Source organism: Lunatimonas sp., assembly GCF_020832325.1.
Lineage (GTDB): Bacteria > Bacteroidota > Bacteroidia > Cytophagales > Cyclobacteriaceae > Lunatimonas.
In genome coordinates this window covers 178903-200682 of record NZ_JAFIEU010000051.1, presented here as the reverse complement: position 1 = coordinate 200682, position 21780 = coordinate 178903, and the positions used below count along the sequence as shown (strand labels likewise).

General features: G+C 47.0%; 14 protein-coding genes. 6 read left to right on the top strand and 8 right to left on the bottom strand.

All coding sequences use genetic code 11. From position 1 onward, the window contains the following. Window positions 1–3 precede the first annotated feature (3 nt). The 4 genes from JJU34_RS20925 to JJU34_RS20910 are packed head-to-tail and all read right to left on the bottom strand — an operon-like array spanning window position 4 to window position 5129. Window positions 4–1245, bottom strand: coding sequence for a hypothetical protein (locus tag JJU34_RS20925; protein ID WP_228694383.1), 1242 nt, complete (start codon window positions 1243–1245; stop codon window positions 4–6). 59 nt (window positions 1246–1304) lie between these two features. Next, a complete protein-coding gene (locus JJU34_RS20920) occupies window positions 1305–2051 on the bottom strand; it encodes an MIP/aquaporin family protein (RefSeq protein WP_228694382.1) in 747 nt (248 codons plus the stop codon). 3 nt (window positions 2052–2054) lie between these two features. Then, complete coding sequence (gene glpK, locus JJU34_RS20915) at window positions 2055–3557, bottom strand: glycerol kinase GlpK (RefSeq protein WP_228694381.1); 1503 nt, start codon at window positions 3555–3557, stop codon at window positions 2055–2057. Window positions 3558–3560: 3 nt separating this feature from the next. Then, the gene (locus tag JJU34_RS20910; RefSeq protein WP_228694380.1) at window positions 3561–5129 is read right to left on the bottom strand and encodes a glycerol-3-phosphate dehydrogenase/oxidase; all 1569 of its coding nucleotides are present in this window, start codon (window positions 5127–5129) and stop codon (window positions 3561–3563) included. A gap of 177 nt (window positions 5130–5306) precedes the next feature. Here JJU34_RS20910 and JJU34_RS20905 point away from each other — a divergent pair, with 177 nt between their 5' ends. Further along, window positions 5307–6068, top strand: a complete 762-nt coding sequence (locus tag JJU34_RS20905) for a DeoR/GlpR family DNA-binding transcription regulator (protein WP_228694379.1) — start codon at window positions 5307–5309, stop codon at window positions 6066–6068. A gap of 57 nt (window positions 6069–6125) precedes the next feature. Here the strand turns inward: JJU34_RS20905 and JJU34_RS20900 are convergent, their stop codons facing one another. The 3 genes from JJU34_RS20900 to JJU34_RS20890 form a co-directional block, all read right to left on the bottom strand. Further along, window positions 6126–7433 carry a nucleotide sugar dehydrogenase gene (locus tag JJU34_RS20900; protein WP_228694378.1) on the bottom strand — a complete coding sequence of 436 codons (1308 nt, stop codon included), beginning with the start codon at window positions 7431–7433 and terminating at the stop codon, window positions 6126–6128. A gap of 114 nt (window positions 7434–7547) precedes the next feature. After that, window positions 7548–8639 (bottom strand): UDP-N-acetylglucosamine 2-epimerase (non-hydrolyzing), encoded by a 1092-nt coding sequence (gene wecB, locus JJU34_RS20895; RefSeq protein WP_228694377.1) that lies wholly within the window; start codon window positions 8637–8639, stop codon window positions 7548–7550. Between the two features lie 83 nt (window positions 8640–8722). After that, window positions 8723–9622 carry an endonuclease/exonuclease/phosphatase family protein gene (locus JJU34_RS20890; RefSeq protein ID WP_228694376.1) on the bottom strand — a complete coding sequence of 300 codons (900 nt, stop codon included), beginning with the start codon at window positions 9620–9622 and terminating at the stop codon, window positions 8723–8725. 245 nt (window positions 9623–9867) lie between these two features. On the opposite strand from JJU34_RS20890, the gene JJU34_RS20885 reads away from it, so the two are divergent. The 5 genes from JJU34_RS20885 to JJU34_RS20865 all read left to right on the top strand — a co-directional run bounded on the left by JJU34_RS20885 (window position 9868) and on the right by JJU34_RS20865 (window position 21215). Then, on the top strand, window positions 9868–13137 hold the full coding sequence (locus tag JJU34_RS20885) for a PAS domain-containing hybrid sensor histidine kinase/response regulator (protein ID WP_228694375.1): 3270 nt from the start codon (window positions 9868–9870) through the stop codon (window positions 13135–13137). 200 nt (window positions 13138–13337) lie between these two features. Then, a complete protein-coding gene (locus JJU34_RS20880; protein WP_228694374.1) occupies window positions 13338–14783 on the top strand; it encodes a Gfo/Idh/MocA family oxidoreductase in 1446 nt (481 codons plus the stop codon). 181 nt (window positions 14784–14964) lie between these two features. Then, window positions 14965–18312, top strand: a complete 3348-nt coding sequence (locus JJU34_RS20875; RefSeq protein ID WP_228694373.1) for a VCBS repeat-containing protein — start codon at window positions 14965–14967, stop codon at window positions 18310–18312. An 83-nt stretch (window positions 18313–18395) separates the two neighbouring features. Beyond that, entirely contained in the window at window positions 18396–19805 is a 1410-nt protein-coding gene (locus tag JJU34_RS20870) for a vanadium-dependent haloperoxidase (RefSeq protein ID WP_228694372.1), read from the top strand. Between the two features lie 63 nt (window positions 19806–19868). After that, window positions 19869–21215, top strand: coding sequence for a vanadium-dependent haloperoxidase (locus JJU34_RS20865; protein ID WP_228694371.1), 1347 nt, complete (start codon window positions 19869–19871; stop codon window positions 21213–21215). Here the strand turns inward: JJU34_RS20865 and nadD are convergent. Continuing rightward, complete coding sequence (nadD, locus tag JJU34_RS20860) at window positions 21212–21778, bottom strand: nicotinate (nicotinamide) nucleotide adenylyltransferase (protein WP_228694370.1); 567 nt, start codon at window positions 21776–21778, stop codon at window positions 21212–21214. The two genes, JJU34_RS20865 and nadD, sit on opposite strands and share 4 nt — an antisense overlap. Window positions 21779–21780 lie beyond the last annotated feature (2 nt).

Sequence of the window (21780 nt, the reverse complement as noted above, 5' to 3'; positions counted from 1 at the left end):
CTCCTATCTGTTAACTGGATATTCATTTATCCAATTGAATCCTCTTTTATTCAAAAAATAATCTGATTTTATCTTTCGAGTTGCTGTCATTGAAAGCTGGCTTTCTCCTGCCTCCCACCTGATATGATGCAGCCCGCCATCTTGTGTGATTCGCAAGCTTCCCAGTTCTTCATCCTGATCGTACCCATTCACCAGCATAAAGCCATCATCCCCAAGCTCGCCGGTAGTTAAATATAGCATGCTTCCAGATACATGCCGAACTAAAAGTGAATTCTTTTCCAAAACCAGCATTTCAACCGGATCCTCTATCGATTCCCCTGTTACCTCAAATCCCGTGACCCTATAGGCTCCGTCCCAAGGGTTGTCGGGTCCATCTCTACCCTGCCTGAGGTATTGCCCCACGAACAGACTAAAAGGGATTATGAATACGAGGTAATACTTTGCCGCTCGGTAGACCCATTTCTGCCTTTTCGAGGTAAACCGCCTTGGCTCGTACTTGATCTGTCCCTCCCGACGACACACCAGGATAACTACTAACTGCCGCAAATAAGGCCATAAAATCACGATAGAAAAAAGCAAAAGATGACCGGAAAGGATTTTTACCGGCACATCAAAAGACATATTCACCATGAAAATATTAAACGTGACGGCTACGGATAGCAAGGCTCCAATGACAACCGTGCGACGAAAAAGCAATAGCGCACCCGCCGCAATCTCCGACACTCCCATAAATACCTTGTATAGGTCGGAGTATCCAAAAAAGCGCCATGCTAATCCCATCGGTGAAAAGTCCCCATGTACCTGTTCCAATGACCCTAGACTGGCAGCCGGAAACTGCCCTCCCCAAAACTTAGCAACGCCATACACAATTAACGTAATCCCAACAAAATACCTAGCGTAAACACGAACCAGGGCAAAGGGGTTGCCTAACCAAGAAATTCGCTTGCTAAGAGCCAATAGACCCATCGCACCTACCAGGGATAGCAGTGATTTGGCCAGCAACTGCACATAGTCATAGGTAGTATCCCCACTTCCATACCCACCCTCATAGTTTACCTCATCCAGTCTCAGAAGGCTATAGGCCACCCAATCGGAAAATGATTTGATTAGCCATCCATAGGAGGCATTGGTTAATTCTTGTCCAAACGGAATATGTTGGGCTGGAAAAGGAAAAATGAACAAAAAAATATAGAGCGAAAAGACGAGCAGCGAATAGCTGCCAAACGAGCTGGATACGTTATTCATAAAATGGTAGCTTTAATAGGTAGGTAAGGCTCAAAAAAGATCACAAACTGGCTTGTTGCTCAAACCATCCCCCAAAGACCCAACAACATATAAATCCCAGCCGCTATCGAAGCCCCCAAGATCGGTCCTACAATAGGAACCCAACTATACGCCCAATCGCTTGTCCCCTTGCCTTTGATGGGCAAAATGGCATGCATAATCCGCGGCCCCAGGTCACGGGCAGGATTGATGGCATAGCCGGTGGTGCCTCCCAATGAAAGTCCTATCACCCAAACCAAAAAGGCCACAGGCAGCGCACCCAAAGACCCAAGTCCTATAGGCGTATTATTCCCATCGTTAATAACGGGATCCGTAGAATATAAAATCACAATAATCAGCACCGATGTACCAACCATTTCAGAAATCAGATTTGAACCGTAATTCCTGATCGCCGGTACCGTACCAAAGGGAGCAAACTTTAAACCCGGATCAGGTGTGGCATCGAAATGGTCCTTATATACCAACCACGCAATCCCCGAACCAAACATGGCCCCAAGTACCTGCGCCAGCACGTAATGAGGAACCATACTCCAAGCAAAATCACCCGTCAAAGCAAGTCCCACACTTACGGCAGGGTTGAGGTGAGCCCCACTGTATGGACCCGCTACCACGACTCCGATAAAAACTCCCAACGCCCAAGCCGTGGTGATCACGATCCAGCCGGAGTCAAATCCCTTGGTCTTGTTCAAGACCACATTGGCAACTACCCCGGATCCCATGGCGATCAACAGGGAGGTACCTACAAACTCAGCAACAAATGTCGTCATAGCCTACTCCTCCATCCAGTTTAAAGTTCTATCAATGGCTTTATGCCAAAAATGGAGGTTTTTCGCAACCTTCTCTTGATCCATCTTCGGTTCAAAACTCGCATCGGTCTCCCACAATTCCCGAAGATCCTCCACACTCTTCCAATACCCCACGGCCAGTCCTGCCAAATAGGCAGCCCCGAGCGCCGTAGTTTCCAACATCTGTGGACGCTTTATCTGACACCGAATCAGGTCAGCTTGAAATTGCATCAAAAAATCGTTTGCCGTAGCTCCACCATCCACCCGCATTTCCTTCGTCTCCTCTCCCGCATCTTTTTCCATAGCCTTTAGCACATCATATACCTGATACGCAATGGCCTCCAGTGCAGCCCGGGCCATATGTGCCCGGGTAGTTCCTCGGGTTATCCCAAAAAACGCCCCTCGGGCGTCCTGATCCCAGTAAGGTGCCCCCAATCCTGTCAAGGCAGGCACAAAGTATACTCCGTCATTATCGTCCAAACGTTCCGCAAGTGCTTGGCTATCGCCTGCTTGACGAATAATCTCCACTCCATCCCTAAGCCACTGAATGGCAGCACCTCCTATAAAGACACTCCCCTCCAATGCATAGGTCACTTTCCCATTCAGGCCCCAAGCGATGGTTGTGAGCAACTTATTTTTTGACTCAACCGGCTTTTCCCCGGTATTCATGACCAAAAAGCAGCCTGTCCCGTAGGTCGTTTTAGCCATCCCCGGCTTTAGACACAGCTGCCCGAACAGGGCAGCCTGCTGATCGCCTGCAATTCCTGCGATCGGAATCTTGGCTGAAAACACATCACCCGCCGTGGTACAGAACTGCTCACTGCTCGGCCGAACCTCCGGTAAAATAGAAGCCGGAATATCAAACAGCTCCAACAGCTCCACATCCCACTTCAATTCGTGGATGTTAAAAATCATCGTTCTACTGGCGTTTGTGAAATCCGTCAGGTGCTCTTTTCCACTGGTCAGTTTCCAAATCAGCCAAGTATCCACTGTACCAAAACAAACCTCTCCCCGCTCGGCTTTTTCCCGAGCACCTGATACGTTGTCCAAAATCCACTTGATCTTCGTGGCAGAAAAATAAGCATCAATGATCAGTCCGGTTTTTCGGCTGATGAGATCCGCGTAGCCTTGGTCTTTCAATTGGTTGCAATAGGCTGAAGTCCGTCGGTCTTGCCAGACGATGGCATTATAAAGTGGCTTACCCGACTTTCTGTCCCACAAGATGGTAGTTTCCCGTTGATTGGTAATCCCGATTCCCGCTAGTTGTGCCGCCGTAATGCCCGCCTTGGTAATGGCTTCTGTGGCCACACTTGCCTGAGAGGTCCAAATTTCGGCGGGATCATGCTCGACCCAGCCAGGCTTGGGGAAATGCTGTTCGAAATCCTTCTGAGCAACCGCTACGGAACGTCCGGCATGATCGAAAAGTATGGCTCTGGAACTAGTGGTGCCTTGGTCCAAAGCGAGGATAAATTGGGTTTGGTTTGTCATGAATTACAGGCTATCGATTACATATTTATTTGCTAATTTATTAAAATCTTCCAATTCCGCGGCAGTCCAAGCGGTGTCTTTTCCCAATTCCCCTGCCATCAACTCTGCAACTCTTGGTGCCATAGAGATGGCAGCTTTCGCATCCAGTATCAAAACTCTCATTCTGCGGGACAATACATCCTCCACTTTCATGGCCATCTCTTCACGCACCGCCCATACCACTTCAGCTTCCGTATAGGGGTATTTTTCATGTAGCCGTTTGTTTAGGGAGGGATTTTCCTTCACCATTTCCCGCAACCTCTCAGCCTCCGAACCATAACTTCTCCAGTGACTTAGCTCCAATGACTCACTATATCCATGCAAGCGTATGTCCATCGACGTGCTGGGGTTTAACTTGACCCCAATTACTTTTCCAACTGCTTCCACTGTGTCTTCGCCCATTTTCCGAAATGTCGTCCATTTACCGCCGGTAAGCGTAATCAGCCCGGAATCAGACACGATAATCTTATGGCTTCGGGAAATCTCCTTGGTTTTCATGCTACCTTCTTTAGGGGCTGCCAATGGACGCAATCCGGCAAAAACCGAGAGCACGTCCTCGCGGGTAGGGGCCTCTTTCAAGTAAAGACGAGCCGTATCTAGGATAAACGAGATTTCCTTTGCCAAAGGCCGAGGCTCCATTTTGGCCTTTTCCCGTAGGGTGTCAGTGGTTCCAACGACCAGCTTATCCTGCCATGGTACGGCAAACAACACCCTCCCGTCTGAGGTGGCTGGAATCATCAAAGCGTCTTGTCCACCCAAAAAAGACCGATCCATCACCAGGTGAATTCCTTGACTTGGCTGAATGGTCTTGCCAATACCCGGCTGATCCATTCGCAGGATCTTATCCGCAAATACGCCCGTGGCATTCACCACTGCCTTTGCCTTAATCCGGTACTTCTTACCGCTCACGCTATCCTTTACAGAGACGCCGTCTACCTTACCTTGACTGTTTTTTGTCACATCCGAAACAGGCACATGGTTGAGTATACAGCCGCCCATGGCATCGCAGGTCTGGGCAATGGCGAGTGCCAGTCGGGCATCGTCAAATTGCCCGTCGTGATAGACGATTCCTCCCCGTAGACCCTCCGTCTTGATCTGGGGTAATCGGTTTATGGTCACCTTGCGGGAGATAAACCTGCTTTTCCCGAGTCGCAAGCGCCCCGCCATCCAATCGTAGATCTTGAGTCCAATTGAATACTTCCACCGATCAAAAAAAGAATAGATAGGAATGATAAAGGGCTGGTTTTCGGTCAGGTGAGGGGCATTATTCAATAGCCTACCACGCTCTTTCAATGCCTCAAATACCAAACCGATCTCCCCCTGGGCCAAGTACCTGACGCCTCCATGAACCAGCTTTGTACTACGACTTGAGGTCCCCTGTGCAAAATCCGCTTTTTCACAGAGCACCACACTCAGCCCCCGCGAAAGAGCATCCAAAGCAACCCCCAACCCCGAGGCGCCTCCTCCTATGATGACCAGATCCCAGACCCTTTCCTTTTCCTCCAGCTTTGATAAATTTGTATTTCTATCCATTACTCATTTGATTTACTCAAAAGTAATACAAAAAGAAACAAAGAGAAAGAAAAGGAAACTCTTTTAAACCAAATCACTTTCTTTTTGGCATGTATTTAGCTAATATTAGGGATCAGTAATTCTTTTCAACCCGATTTGGGGAAGTATTCATCCGATCAAACCATTCTCAACCTTGGCATGACAATAGCGGAAAGACATAAGTTCATATTGGAAAATCTGCAAAAAGCAGGCTATGTGAGCGTTGCTGAACTTAGCAAAACATTAAACGTCACGATGGTGACCGTTCGGAAGGACCTTAAAATCTTGGAAGACAAAGGGCTGCTCTTTCGTACCCACGGCAGCGCAACCCCTGTGGCCCCCTATGTAAACGACCGACCTCTCGACGAGAAAAAGCTGGTCCACGTTAACCAAAAACTGATCATTGCTAAAAAAGCAATAGAATATCTCCAGAACAACGATGCCATTATCATCGGGTCAGGGACGACCGTGGTTTCCTTTGCCCAAGCGATCCCGAAAGGCCTAAACCTAACCATACTTACAGGTGCCATGAATGTCACCATGGCGCTGCTGGACAATCCCAACGTGGAACTAGTCCAATTGGGAGGAGTAGTCCGAAAGAGCAGCAGTTCCGTGGTAGGGCATTATGCCGAGGAAATGATCCGGCATTTTGCGTGCAGCACCTTGTTTTTAAGTGTAGACGGTGTGGATTTGGAGTTTGGTTTGACGACTACGAATATGATGGAAGCCCACCTAAACATGCAAATGATCCGAGCCGTACAAAAGACCATTGTGCTGGCCGATTCCAGTAAGTTTGGAAAAAAGGGGTTTGGCAAGATCGCCTCCTTGGAGGACGTGGATGTGATCATTTCCGACAATGGTTTATCCTCTCACTACATAAAAAAAATGGAAGAAAAGGGCATCGAAGTAATCATTGCCTGAAACTCAGACAAGATTACTTCCATGCCCCAAACAATAACCCCTGTGAATAGTACTGATTTACAGACGGGCGTCTACCAATTCCTTCGCCAAAACGGACTTCACGTCAAATACCACCTGCGTATCGGACTTGGCGATGGGCCAACCTTTAAATTCCTTATGGGCAACTGCCAATACGATGGCAGAATAATCCGCCAAGTTAGGGGTATCACCCCCGTTCAGGATCGATATTCCGTATTCGTGCTCCACTTCGTCCTTATTAGCCCAAGGGTCGTATACATCCACTTCCATATCAAAGGTCTTTAGCTCTTGGTAAATATCTATGACACGGGTGTTTCGTACGTCTGGGCAATCCTCCTTAAAGGTAAACCCGAGGATCAGGACTTTGGAGTCGATTACCTTTAGGTCCTTACGCATCATCAGTTTGATCACTTCCGTGGCTACATGCTTACCCATGCTATCGTTAAGTCTTCTGCCAGCCAGAATGATCTCTGGATGATAGCCCACCTCCTGTGCCTTTTGAGCCAAGTAGTAGGGATCCACACCGATACAATGTCCCCCGACCAAGCCCGGACGGAATGGTAGGAAATTCCACTTAGTGCCCGCAGCGATCAGCACCTCTTGGGTGTCTATGCCCATCAGGCTAAATATTTTGGACAACTCATTCACAAATGCAATATTGATATCCCGTTGGGAGTTCTCAATTACCTTTGCTGCCTCGGCGACTTTGATGGAAGGTGCCAGGTGGGTACCTGCAGTTATTACAGCTTTGTACAGCGAATCGACGTATTCGGCCGCCTCGGGAGTACTTCCTGAGGTTACTTTTAAAATCTTCGCAACGGTATGTTCCTTATCACCGGGATTGATTCGTTCTGGGGAATATCCCACGTAAAAATCAGTGTTATACTTCATGCCCGATATTTTCTCAAGCACTGGAACACACTCGTCTTCGGTCACACCGGGGTACACGGTAGATTCATAAATCACGACATCTCCCTTTTTGAGAGCCTTTGCTACGGTCTCAGAAGCCTTGATCATGGGAGTAAGTACAGGTCGATTATACCTATCTGTGGGCGTGGGAACCGTAACCACAAAAATATTGGCCTCCTTCAAATGCTCGCTTTTATCCGTGCAAAAGAGTCCATTTTTTTCGCTCCGATCCGAGACAATCACCTGCTTCAGGTCCTCATCCTCCACCTCTAAGGTGAAGTCCTTGCCTTCATTCAGCTCCTTCACCCGCTTGGAGGAAATATCGAATCCGATAACCGGGAATTTCTTGGCAAACTCTACTGCCAAAGGAAGTCCTACATAGCCCAGTCCAATGACAGCAATTGTAGAATCAGAAAATGATTTTAATGGTGCACTCATAATTTTATTTTAAAAACAAAGAAACATAGTATTCAGGTGATAATTGAATTCTAAAAAACGTTCCACCGATTTTCCTCTCCAGCATGTATATACCCAGGAAGGATTCTTCTAGGATTAGCCTTTTTGTAAGAGTATCTCAATGATTCGCTTGGCCGTCTGACCATCCCAAAGCTCAGGGGTACTACCCTCCTTCCAATTGCCACCAAAGAGTTTCTGCATCGCCGGAGCAATTGCCTGAGGGTCGGTACCAAGCAGCTCATTGGTACCCTGAGTGATTGTTTCAGGTCGTTCGGTATTATCCCGAAGCGTCATGCAAGGCACCCCCATCACGGTAGTTTCTTCGGTAATTCCTCCCGAATCGGTAACGACGGCCTTAGAGCGTTCAACCAAGTAGTTAAACTCTAGGTAACCCAGTGGCTCTACCATATGAAGTCGCTCTTGAGAAATTCCAATACGATTGAGCATGGCCTTTGTACGCGGATGTACCGGAAAGATCAACGGCAATCCCTGTGTGTGGGCTACAATTTCATCTATCAGGAACTTTAATTTTTCTTCTTGGTCCACATTGGCCGGCCGGTGTAGCGTCATCACCAAGTACCCTTTCTCCGTCAGAGATAAAGAATCCCAAACCTTCGGTTTCTGAAACCTAGGCCTGTGCTTCAATAGGGTATCGATCATGGTGTTGCCCACAAAAAATATGCGTTCATCGCCAACTCCTGAATTTCTAAGGTTGGTATTTGCCACCTCAGAAGTGGTAAAGAAATAATTCGTGATACTATCCGTCACCAGCCGATTGATCTCCTCCGGCATGGTCCAATCTCCGGATCGGATTCCAGCCTCCACGTGGGCGACCTTGACGTGAAGCTTTTGCGCCGTGATGGCGCAGGCCATGGTAGAGGTCACATCGCCTACTACCAGACAAATATCCGGTTTACCACTTTCCAGCAGTAATTTTTCGTAGCCCACCATGATAGCAGCGGTTTGTTCGGCCTGCGTGCCTCCACCGGCACCCAAATTCACATCAGGCTGCGGAATGCCAAGCTGCTCAAAAAAACTATCCGACATATTTTTGTCATAATGCTGACCCGTATGGATCAAGCGAAAATCAATATCCTTCCCATCTTCCTTTGCCGCCACGATTGCATCGATGATAGGAGAAATCTTCATAAAATTAGGACGCGCACCCGCTATCAGATCTACCAACATAAAATAAAGCTATTAATACCTAAATAAAGAAAATATCATTACACAAATATGCTCGTTGAAACACGAAAACAAAACAAAATCCCTTACTTATTTACCTGAAAATTAACCAAAACAGGTAAATGATCCGACGCATAGGATTCATTTATCACCTCATGGGAAGTCACCACAAAAGCCTCCTTCGGCTTTACCATGACAAAATCAATTTCCTTTTGCGGGTTAACCTGAGGTATCGTCGGGGCACAGTTTTCAGTGCAGGGCCTTTGAAAGTGGCTGTCCAAATAGACCATCGGCGACATTGTAACCTCTGCGTTAAAATCACCCGCTAGGATTATTGGCTTCGGTGATCTATCTTCAAAAAAAGCAACGATCGCCTTTGCTTGCCTTAGGGTAACTTCCTCTCGCTTAAACTCCAAATGAGTCCCTGCAAATGTAATCTCTTTACCTCCCGGAAGTTCAATATCTATGAAAACGGCTGTCCGAGGTTCGGTGTCGGGATCATTTGGCAGTGAAAATCCACCTTTGGCACTGATCGGAAACTTAGACAATAATGCATTTCCATATTCTCCTCCGGCATGGTCGATGGATTTATAAAAATACCAATACATCCCAGTCAATTCCCCCAACTTCTCTGCCTGATGTAACGATTTGCCAGACCTCTCGGTATACACATCCACCTCCTGTAGGGCGACCAGGTCGGCCCCGCTTTCACGGATCACTTTCGCGATAGCCTCCACATCAATAAACCCTGGCTTAGACGGCGGATTACAGTGGTGTATGTTGTAGGACAATACGGATATTTCCTGCGCAAATAACGGGGAACCACCTAACACCCATAAAAAAACCACTAACCCCACCGTAAACAAAATCGACATGCGGGTGATGAAACTGAATATCATGATGTTGTCAAATTTATTACGCGATCCCACTTCCTCAAATTCTGCCCAAAGGTATAAACTGATTGGCTTTTTTCCTATTCTTGCCATAAGACAGCTAATATCTGACAATCAAATCTGTACAACCAAGCAAAGCTGCGTTCCTCCAGCAGAAGTCGAAGGTCTAAGAGTAATTTTTGAATACAGCTTTTTGAATCTGAAACAATAAAAAACGGTATTTAAAATTATTTTAAAATTAAAATTTATATTATCGAAATAAACCTTCAAATTATTAGGATAATTTTTTTATTTCTCCTAAAATTAGGCCGGGATAGTCTATACTCATATCACCAAAAATGATCCAATTTTCTGCCTTTCATCAGCCTCTGCTTGAAGCAGGGTCCGATGTGCCATTGTCAAAACCAACACGTACTAATGCTACAGGGGACCAATCCTTGCATCGCTTAGCGGAAATAATGACGCTTGCCTTTGATGCATATGCAGCGATAATCACATCGGTAGATGAAGATGAGGTCTTTGCTTATTCAAGGCAAGAAAGGTCCCAGGTGGATTTCCACTGTGTTGGTGCGTTTTGCCAACAAATGATTATAAAGTATGGAGCGAATGCTGTATTGGAAACATGGCTGGATGCTGAATTTGATCAACTGCAACACCTCACAGGCGAAGTCACTACTGTTATTTCACAAACCGCACTTATTACGGGAGACAAGGATATACCGATAGGCACAATATGTCTACTGGACGATAAACCCAGGGTATTGGATGCTAGCCAACAAAGAATGTTTGAGTTATTGACGGAAGAAGCGAAAGGCCTACTAAAAGGACGGATTCATGGGATTGAAAGCACCGAAATACTTCAAAGCGAAACCCATTATTCTAAGGAAAGAAACCTGCTTCGAACCATCATTGATAACATCCCAATCAGTATCTATACCAAAAACCTCCACCATCAAAAGGTTCTGGTTAACCGGGCCGAACTCGAATTCCTTGGGTTTTCGGAAAACAGTAACGTAGTTGGAAAAACCGACCATGAACTCTATCCAGCGGAAATCGCACACACTGCTATGGAAGAAGACCGGTGGGTCATGGAAGATGGCGGGAAAATAATCAACAAAGAAGCCAAGTTAGTGAAGGCTGACGGTACCACACGATACTGCCTGATCTCAAAAATTCCGTTGATAAATACCTCTGGGCAAATAGAGGGGCTGGTAGGCATTACCAACGATATTACTCCGCGCAAGGAAACCGAACTACTTCTTTCCGAAAAAACGCAAAGATTGGATTCCATAATCAAGGGAACCCATGCGGGTACATGGGAATGGAATATACAGACAGGAGAAAGAGTATACAACGAGCGTTGGGCTAGGATAATTGGATATTCCAACCAGGAGCTTGAAAACGGAAAGATCCCCTCATTTGACCAACTTTGCCATCCTGAAGACCATTTAAAATGCAAACAACAGCTTGATGAACACTTCCAGGGCATCTCTGATTATTACCAGTGTGAAATAAGGCTAAAGCACCGAAGCGGTCATTGGGTGTGGGTGATGGACCGTGGGAAAATCAGTTCTTGGACAAACACAGGGAAGCCCTTGCTTATGTTCGGCACCCATCAGGAGATCACAGACCGCAAACAACTGGAACACGGACTAAAGTCAAACCTAGAAAAATTCAAGCGCCTGTTTGATCTTTCTCCTGTGGGTATCGCATTATCCGATTTTGAAACAGGTCAATTCCTCGAAGTAAACCATGCGTTGCTTGCTGCCACAGGCTACGAAAAAACGGCATTTTTGACACTGAATTTTAGACAAATTGGTCTAGGTGGCTCCGATCAGATTTACGAGATATGGCGAAAAAGCCTGAGAGACAACGGAGTTTACGGACCTTTTGAAGATGGCTTCTTGAGTGAAAACGGAACACGTATTCCTGTTTTGATGAAGGGAATCCGATACCAAAACGACCAAAACAGGTGGGTGGTACTTTCTGTGATCCAGGACATTTCCGAACAGAAAAGACAGGAAGCATTGCTTAAAGAAGCAAAGGAGTTGGCCGAAAATGCCAACCAGGCGAAGTCTGCATTTCTTGCCAATATGAGCCATGAAATCCGAACACCCCTCAACGGTGTGATTGGATTCACCGACTTGTTAATGAAAACACCCCTGTCGGATACTCAGCTGCAATACATGAAAACCGTGCACCAGTCTGCCCATTCACTGCTTGACCTCATCAACGACATCTTAGATTTTTCCAAGATAGAAGCCGGTAAAATGGAGCTCTCGATGGAGCGAACAGACTTGTTCCACTTGGGTGAACAGGTAGCCGAAATCACCAAGTACCAAGCCCATGCCAAAGGATTGGAACTATTGGTCAACATCCCTAGAAGCCTTCCCAGGTTCATTTTTGTTGACGATGTGCGTCTTCGACAAATCCTAGTAAACCTACTGACAAATGCGGTGAAGTTTACACAGAAAGGTGAAGTAGAATTGAAAGTGAGTGAATGCGATGCCTTGGATGAAAATACTCGGAGGTATCGGTTTTCCGTTAGGGATACTGGCATTGGCATCGCCAAAGATAAACGGGATAAAATTTTCGAAGCCTTTTCTCAAGAAGACGCCAGTACGACTAGGAAATTCGGCGGTACCGGATTGGGATTGGCTATTTCAAACAAGCTGTTGGGGCTGATGGGTTCTGAGTTGGCCCTGGAAAGCAACCTAGGTAAGGGAAGCCTTTTTTACTTTGACTTATTGGTCCGCGTAGAAGAAGGAGAAAAGGCCGTCTCTCACGAGTTCTCAGCGACAAAGCATATCTTAGTCGTTGACGATAACGCCACCAATCGGTCTTTAATGAGCGAAATGCTACAGGAAAGAGGGATACAGGTAAGTCTGGCCGACAACGGACTAACCTGCCTGCAACTTCTTGAGAAGGAAAAGGATATCGACCTTATTTTGATGGACTATCGCATGCCCTTCCTCAACGGTATAGAAACTGCCGAAAAAATCCGGCAAAATAAATCCTTTGCCGATAGGGAATTGCCCATTGTGTTATTGTCAAGTTCCAGTGAAGAAGACCTGGATAGTGCAAAGCTGAACGAGCTAAATGTCCGTCAAAAACTAGTTAAACCTGTCAAACTCGACCAAATCGACGATGCCATCCGAAAAATACGTGGAGAATCAATTCATCAGGCGCCCGTACCGATAATCGAACAACCCGAAAACCTTGAAGAGAAACCCTTCTCTGTGCTGGTAGCGGAAGACAACCCGGTTAACATGAAGCTGACCAAGGCAATCCTCCAGCGAATCAGCCCATCCATCGAGGTGGTCGAAAAAGTAAATGGCTTGGAAGCGTATGAGTACGTCACAGAACATACTCCAGATTTGATACTGATGGACGTTCAGATGCCCATCATGAACGGATATGAGACTTCACGTGCGATCCGAAACCTTGAAAACGGCGTTTCCATTCCGATATTGGCCCTCACGGCTGGAACGGTCATGGGAGAAAAGGAACGCTGTCTCGAAGCTGGCATGAACGACTACCTGACCAAGCCCATTGTGCAAGATCTCCTGATCGCCTTTATCAAGGAGAGAATTCAGAAGCAACTGTAATTTTCATATATTTTTCAGCTTGTAAATGGTCGTATTCGGTACAAAAGCAGTATTCTATATCGACAGCTATCCAGTAAGGGAATTTCCCAAAAAAGCGATCAGGTAGGTTGCCTCAAGCCGAGGGATAGCTGGTTTCCTCCTGCCTGTAGAAAGACCGGTGAGGTAAAAGGTATGAGCTCTTTAAAACAACCAATAAACCGATGAAGGACAACAACCCAAAAAACACAGACTCTAGGAGAGATTTCTTAAAAAAAACATCTCTCGCCGCAGCTTCTTCCTTTTTTATCGTTCCCAGACACGTGTTGGGTGCAGGCTATATCGCGCCTAGCGATAAGCTAAATATTGCCGGGATTGGTGTTGGCGGTAAGGGCCGGAGCGACCTTTCCTCCTTTGCAAAAAGCCCACACGTAAATATTGTCTCGCTCTGCGACGTGGACGACAGGATGACTGCTGAATCCAAAAAGAATTTTCCGAAGGCAACTTTTTATAAGGATTTTCGGGAAATGCTATCAAAAGAAAAAGACACCATCGACGCATGCTCGATTTCTACACCTGACCATACCCATGCCGTAGCCACCATTGCGGCCATGCAATTGGGGAAGCATGTATACACCCAAAAACCGTTGACTCACAATATCCAGGAGGCAAGGGTTTTAGCAGAAGCCGCTAAAAAATACAAAGTTGTTACCCAAATGGGTAATCAGGGAGGATCGGGCGATGGTGTGCGCCGTATGAAAGAAATCTACGACTCCGGAATTATCGGAACTGTGGAAAAAGTACAATGCTGGACAAACCGTCCAGTTTGGCCTCAAGCAGTCCCCACGGATAAAACCTTTAAAATCCCCAAGGAACTGGACTACGACCTATGGTTGGGACCTGCTCCAAAGGTCCCTTACAACGAAGCCTACTTACCATGGAACTGGCGAGGTTGGTGGCCCTATGGCACAGGCGCACTAGGCGATATGGCTTGCCATATCATGGATCCGGTCTTCCGGATTTTGCCCATCGATTTCCCGAACTCGGTAGAATGTAGCGTCTCAGGCACATGGATGTTTACCCTGCGCGAACAAGACCATAACCCGGATTGGACCCCATTTTCGACCTCCATACACCTAAACTACCCCCGCAAAGACGCCAAAGGAGATATTAAGGTTAGTTGGTACGACGGGGGAATCCTTCCCGAAAAACCAGAAGAACTGTTGCCAGGCGAGGCCTTTGGCAACTCGGATGGCGGGGTACTCTTTATTGGATCCAAAGGAAAACTCATGGCTGATTGCTACGGTGCCAATCCTAGATTACTACCTTTAAAAGACAATGAGATCCTCAATATTCCCGAAACCATACAGCGGGTACCGGATCAGGACCATTACCTAAACTGGGTAAATGCCTGCCTAGCAGGATACGGAAATGCAGAAACGAGCTCCCCGTTCGAATACGCGGGACCATTTACCGAAAGTATCCTGATCGGCAATGTGGCCATTCGAAGCTGGATGCTGCGGGATAATCCAGAGGCACGCCGAAGTGACGAACGCTACCTGGGCCGCAAAAAATTACTGTGGGACTCTGCCAACATGAAAGTGACCAATTACGACAATGCCAACCAGTTTGTTTCGAGAGAATACCGGAATGGCTGGAACCTAGGTTGATCAACCTAGCATACAATGGTAACGATTACGCCCAATGCCCCTGCGTTCAGCCTGCGGGGGCATTTTTTTTGTTAGGGGTACGTACCAAAAACCAAGTGTCGCCACCTGAAACCCCATCTCCGCGATCAACCATGCGGCTACTAATCGAATTTACGTATATTTGGGTTTCAAATGAATGAAAATGACCTTATTAAATTGCCGAAATCCCCTCCTCCTTTTTGCGCTAGTGCTTGTTGCGTCCTGTGATTCGCCAAAAGAAGTGGACAAAAAAGAGGAGCCTGCCAGCCCTCCCCTATTTACCCTCTTACCTGCAGAAAGCACCGGGATCAGCTTCGAAAACACCCTGACCGAAGGCTTGAACACAAACATACTGATGTATGAATATTTCTACAACGGCGGGGGAGTAGCAGTAGGTGACCTAAACGGTGACGGCCTAGATGATATTTACTTCACCGGAAACATGGTCCCAAACAAGCTCTATCTAAACAAAGGATCCATGCAATTCGAAGACGTAACACTCAAAGCAAACGTAGCCGGCAGGCCTGGGCCGTGGGCTACAGGGGTTACCATGGCTGATGTAAACGGAGATGGCCTTCTAGATATATATGTTTGCTATTCGGGCAGCCTCCCACCCGATAAGCGACGAAACCAGCTTTTTATTAACCAAGGACCCGACGAAGACGGGATCCCGATTTTTTCGGAAGAGGCAGAACATTTCGGATTAGACAGCGAAGCCACCTCTACCCAAGCAGTCTTTTTTGATATGGACAACGATGGGGATTTGGATCTGTTCCTGCTAAACCATAACCCTAAATCACTCCCCATTCTGGACGAGTCAAATACCGCTGAAATATTGAAGCATCCCGACCTGGCCGGGCCACAGCTATTTCGAAACGACAACGGGAAATTCACAGACGTCACGGAAAAGGCCGGCATATTTAACTCCGCCCTGTCCTATGGATTGGGGGCCGGTGTTTCGGATATAAACGGCAACGGCTACTTGGATATTTATGTCAGCAACGACTATACGGTACCCGACTACTTGTACATCAACAACGGTGACGGCACCTTCACCGACCTGATAGGAGAAAGCATGGGACATATTTCCAATTTTTCGATGGGCAGCGATATTGCCGACATCAACAACGACGGCTTGGTAGATATCTTCACACTGGACATGCTACCCGAAGACAACCGCCGACAGAAGCTACTCATGGCACCGGACAATTACGAAAAGTTTGAGTTTAACTTGCGGGTGGGCTTTCACCACCAATACATGCGCAATATGCTTCACCTGAACCATGGCAATGGTACGTTCAGCGAAATCGGGCAACTTGCTGGCATCTCCAATACCGATTGGAGCTGGGCAGCTCTTTTTGCAGATTTTGACAATGATGGATGGAAAGACCTTTACGTCACCAATGGCTATCACAGAGACTATACCAATCAGGACTTCCTGAAATACATGGCTGACTACATTAAAAAATATCAAGGCCTAAAACGGGAAAATGTGCTTGAGCTGGTTTACTCCATGCCTTCGTCCAATGTGATCAATTACATGTTTCAAAATACTGGTGGAATTCGGTTTGAAAACCAAACTTCCTCTTGGGGACTCGATCAAGTAGCCAATAGCAACGGGGCTGCCTATGCCGACTTAGACAACGACGGCGATTTGGACCTGATCGTAAACAATGTCTCTCTCCCAGCATTTATTTACCGCAATGATTCTGAAAAACGGACAGCTAACCATTATTTGAAATTCAAGCTGGAAGGCGAAAACAAAAACTCTCACGGACTGGGGGCCAAAGTGACTGTTTACCACAAAGGAACAAAACAGTTTTTGGAACAAATGCCTACCCGAGGATACCAGTCCAGCGTGTCTCCAGTCCTTCATGTAGGATTGGGAAGTATAGACATGGTAGACTCCCTCCATATCTACTGGCCCAGCGGAAAGTCTCAATCATTCACCGAAATACCCGCTAATCAAACCTTGGTCCTAGTGGAAGCCGAAGCCAAAAAAACCGCCTTGGCCCGCAACGTTCCGGAGCCTGTCTTCAAACCCAGCAAAGCACCCTTCCAAAACGTGCAGCCCAAACATACACTAAACGACTTCAAACGCCAGCCACTGCTGATTAACCCCTTATCGTTTGTGGGGCCCGTGATGGCAAAAGCAGATATTAACGGAGACGGTCTAGAGGACGTTTTTGTAGGCGCCGATGCAGGATCTGCCGCTAAAATTTACCTTCAAACTTCGGGTGGTAACTTCCGTGAAGGCAATAGTTCGGTATTTGACGAAGATACAGCACAGACCGACTCGCATGCCCTCTTTCTGGACGTAAATGGGGATGGTTTCATCGATTTGTACGTGGGAAGTGGCGGATACGGCAATTTCCTACCCAAAGATCCAAAATTACAAGATAGAATCTACCTAAACGATGGCAAGGGAAATTTCGAAAAGGCAAGTGGCTTATTGCCTGAAATGTTTACCAGTACGGGTACTGTGGCGGCTACAGATCTAACGGGAAATGGGCTTCCAGACCTGTTCGTAGGCAGTAGAGTAATTCCAGGTAGATACCCTGAAACGCCAGACTCCTACCTCCTGATCAACGACGGCCAAGGCAATTATTCGATCCAAACCGCCCAATGGGCCCCTGACTTACAAAAAGCCGGATTGGTTACCGATGCTGCCTGGGCTGATTTGAATGGAGACGGACTCGATGAACTCATCGTGGTCGGAGAATGGATGCCCATTCGCATATTTAAGAAATCCGAAGACACTATGGTTGAAGTCGGAAAGGAATTTCTGGATGAAGCGCATGAGGGATGGTGGAATACTCTTTGGGTGGGAGATATCAATGGGGATGGCAAGCCGGACCTCTTAGTTGGTAACCAAGGCCTTAACAGCCAAGTCCAGGCTTCCACGGAAGAGCCCGCAGAGCTTCATTACAAGGATTTTGACAATAACGGTGCTGTCGATCCCATTCTTTCCTTCTACATCCAAGGTAAAAGTTACCCCTACCTCACCCGGGATGAACTGCTGGACCAGCTATCCATGATGAGGACTCGATTTACAAACTACGCCGACTATGCAGATGCCACCTTGACGGATATTTTTTCGAAAGAAGAACTCAAGGGGGCAGGATATGAAAAGGCCACACAACTAAAAACCTCACTGTTTTTGTCCCAGCCTGACGGCAAACTGGCAATTCAACCACTACCCATTGAGGCGCAGTTTGCTCCCGTATTCTCCATTTTAGTGGATGATTTCGACCGGGATGGCCATCAGGATATCCTACTAGGTGGCAATATCGAACGGGCAAGACTGAGATTTGGCAAATACGATGCAAACTTCGGCACCTTGCTAAAAGGCAACGGCAAAGGAGAGTTCAGCTACGTCCCACAACTTAAAAGTGGCCTTCAACTCATCGGAGATGTCCGGAGCATGTTATTATTGAACGATTTACTCTTAATTGCTATTAATCAAAAAGGCATCACAGCTTATGAGATTACGCAGCAGGCAAACGAATAACAAAGCACTAAATTGTGCCGATGCCAAATCTTCAACTCAACGGCAAACGCAACCACGTCAATTAAAGATCAAATAAGTAAGTCATGAAACGCCTTTTTAGACGTATTTGTCTCTGTAAATATTTTCTTAGACAGCAGCCTGCCTTGGGTTCGTTCCCGTTGGCGCGCATTCTTGTAGTAACCAGCTTGCTGTATTTCTCCTTCGCATGCGCTGGGTCGAGGGACGATCAGCCAATCTCGTTGGATGCCGGTATGATCGGATGGATAACTGAAACGATGACGGACTTGATGGTCCACGACATTACCAACCCCCCATTGGCCGCCAGGTTTTATGCCTATGCGAGCCTCGCAGGATACGAGGTGATCAGCCAAGCGGATCCTGCCTACCACTCCATGGCTGGGGCATTGAATGACTATCCGGAAATACACACCCTAAACGACTTTCTTAACCAACACACCCAGGTAAGTGCGTTACTCGCGATGATTGAAGTGGCGTCGGCCATGCAGCCATCAGGACCAGAACTGCTGAAACTAAGACAGGTATTTCTAGACTCCTGCCGGACGTTGGGAATCGACAGCAAAACACTGTTGGATTCCGAAGCATTTGCCAAAAGCATAGGCCAGGAAATTCTTGCCTATGCACAGTCAGACCGCTACAAAGAAATCAGCAACTACCCCAGATACACACCCAGTGAAGTACCCGGATCCTGGTATCCCACTCCTCCCGGGTATTTTGCTCCCGTAGAACCTTATTTCAACACCATCCGTCCCTTTACCCTCTTGCGACCTGATCAGTTTCAGCCGATTCCTCCGGTGTCCTTCTCGGAAAGTACCGATTCGGAATTTTTCCGTCTGCTCCGGCAGGTTTACGAGGTGGATTTAACGCCAGAAACCAGATCCATCGCCGCCTTTTGGGATTGCAATCCCTTTGCGTTGGAAGAAACCGGGCACCTAATGGTGGGCTTAAAGCAAATATCACCCGGTGGACATTGGATAGGAATAACGGATATCGCCTGCCGACAGGCCGGTGTAGACTTTCACAAGGCGATGGAAATAACCACCGTCGTTTCTATAGGGCTTATGGATGGCTTTTTAAGTTGCTGGGATGAAAAGTACCGCAGCAACCGAATTCGACCTGAAACTGCCATCCGGAAGTACCTTGACCCGACGTATACTCCCCTTCTGCAAACACCTCCCTTTCCGGAATATTTGAGTGGGCATTCCACCATTTCTACCACCTCCGCAGAGATACTTACACACTTCTTTGGAGATGGATTTGCCTATACGGATACGGTGGAAGAAAAATACCACTTGGGAAGCAGGGATTTTAATTCATTCTATGAGGCTGCCAATGAGGCCAGCATCTCTAGGCTTTACGGAGGTATCCACTACATCGATGCCATTGAAGTGGGGCAAGAACAGGGTAAGAAAGTCGGTGAATGGGTCATCGCGACACTCGGACAGAAAAATATAGCCAAACCACTGTCCCCATGACCTTTGTCAGCAAAACCCCGCAAATAAAGTATTAGATTTGAATCGACCATGGGTTTAGGAAATATGATACGCACACTTGGCTGGATCCTTCTGCTGGGCACGTTGATTTTGGGATGCGGCGAGAAGCTGGATTACATTGATTATTTGGAATCCAACCGGCGGTTGATTGAAGCCGGAGGAACACTGACCGATGCGATGGTACACGATATTTTTTCTCCCCCGGTGGCCAGCCGAATCTATGCCTACCCGTCTATTGCAGCCTATGAAATCGGTGTACTGGCAGATCCGAGCACCTATCGATCTTTAATGGGGCAGCTAAATGACTTTGAACCAAAAAGTTTTCAAGTCACAGAAAATGTCTCTTTGCCCCTAGCTGCGCTGATTGCCTATTACGATGTGGCCTCAAGGCTGGTATTTTCGGAACACCTGATTTCCTCCAAAAAAGAACAGCTGCTGGAGAAAGTAAAGAATTTGGGAGCATCTCAAGCAATTCTACAGGAGTCCAAAACTTTGGGTGAATCGATGGCCAACCACGTATTGGACTATGCTTCCAAAGACAACTATCACCAAAGCCGTTCATTCGAAAAATACACCAGCCGGGATGAAGACTACTCGTGGAAGCCTACCCCTCCTGCATATATAGAAGGCATAGAGCCAAATTGGAATAAAATACGCCCATTTGTATTGGACTCGGCAGACCAGTTTATCCCCAGACCGGCCACCGAATTTGGCAATGTGCCCGATAGCCAGTTCTATATAGAGGCCAAAGAGGTCATGGATGCAGGTAACTCCCTCACGCCCGAACAGCGGGAAATCGCTTATTTTTGGGACTGCAATCCCTATAAAATGAACGTGAAGGGGCACGTGATGTATGCTGAAAAGAAGATCACACCAGGCGGGCATTGGATAGGCATCGCCGGCATTGCATCTAAAAATGCAGAATTAGGATGGATAGGTACCGCTGAGGCACTGGCAGTGACCGCTATTTACGTCTTTGACGGATTTATCTCCTGCTGGGACGAAAAGTACCGGAGCGTACTCATTCGGCCGGAGACCTACATCAACCGGTACATGGATGAAGACTGGGTACCCCTACTCCAGACGCCTCCTTTTCCAGAATATACCAGTGGACACAGTGTCATCTCGACCGCAGCCTCCCGGGCATTGACGGGCTTGCTAGGAGAACCCTTTCGTTTCGTAGACACCACAGAAGTAAATTACGGCTTGGGTACTAGGGAGTTTCAGTCCTTCAACCAAGCTGCCGAAGAGGCTGCCATCAGTAGATTTTATGGGGGCATTCACTACATACCGGCTATTGAAGAAGGTGTAAAACAAGGCGAGATGGTAGCTGTGTACATCGCACAAAAAGTCAGTACCCGCCTAACCAAAAACATCGGCCTAACGGACTAATAATATAACTTTTTATCGCGAATATAATCCGATACATGGGGATGCAACAGGTACCGTACACTACCTCCCTTCCGCAAAGTATCTCGGATAAAGGTAGCAGAAATATCGATTAAGGGCGAATCAATAAAATGAATACGGGGATGCTCCATGCTTTTCACCTTGCCTGGTCGGGGATACACATAAAGGCCAAAAAAATCCAATAGCTGCTCGCTATTTTTCCACTTGTGAAAATGGGTCAGGTTATCACTCCCCACGACTAGCTTAAATTCGTGTTGGGGATATTTGTCCGAAAGTACCGCAAGGGTATCGATGGTATAACTGGGCCTAGGCATGTGAAACTCCACGTCCAGTACTTTGAATTTAAAATTATCCGCTGTCGCCAACTCAACCATTCGCAGGCGGTCGAATTCATGAAGCAGCGACTTGCTTGATTTCATGGGGTTTTGAGGGCTCACCACAAACCATACCTCCTCCAAATCAGTCTGATCCTGCATGATATCTGCGATGATCAGGTGCCCAATGTGGATGGGGTTAAAAGAGCCAAAAAACAACCCTATTTTCAAAA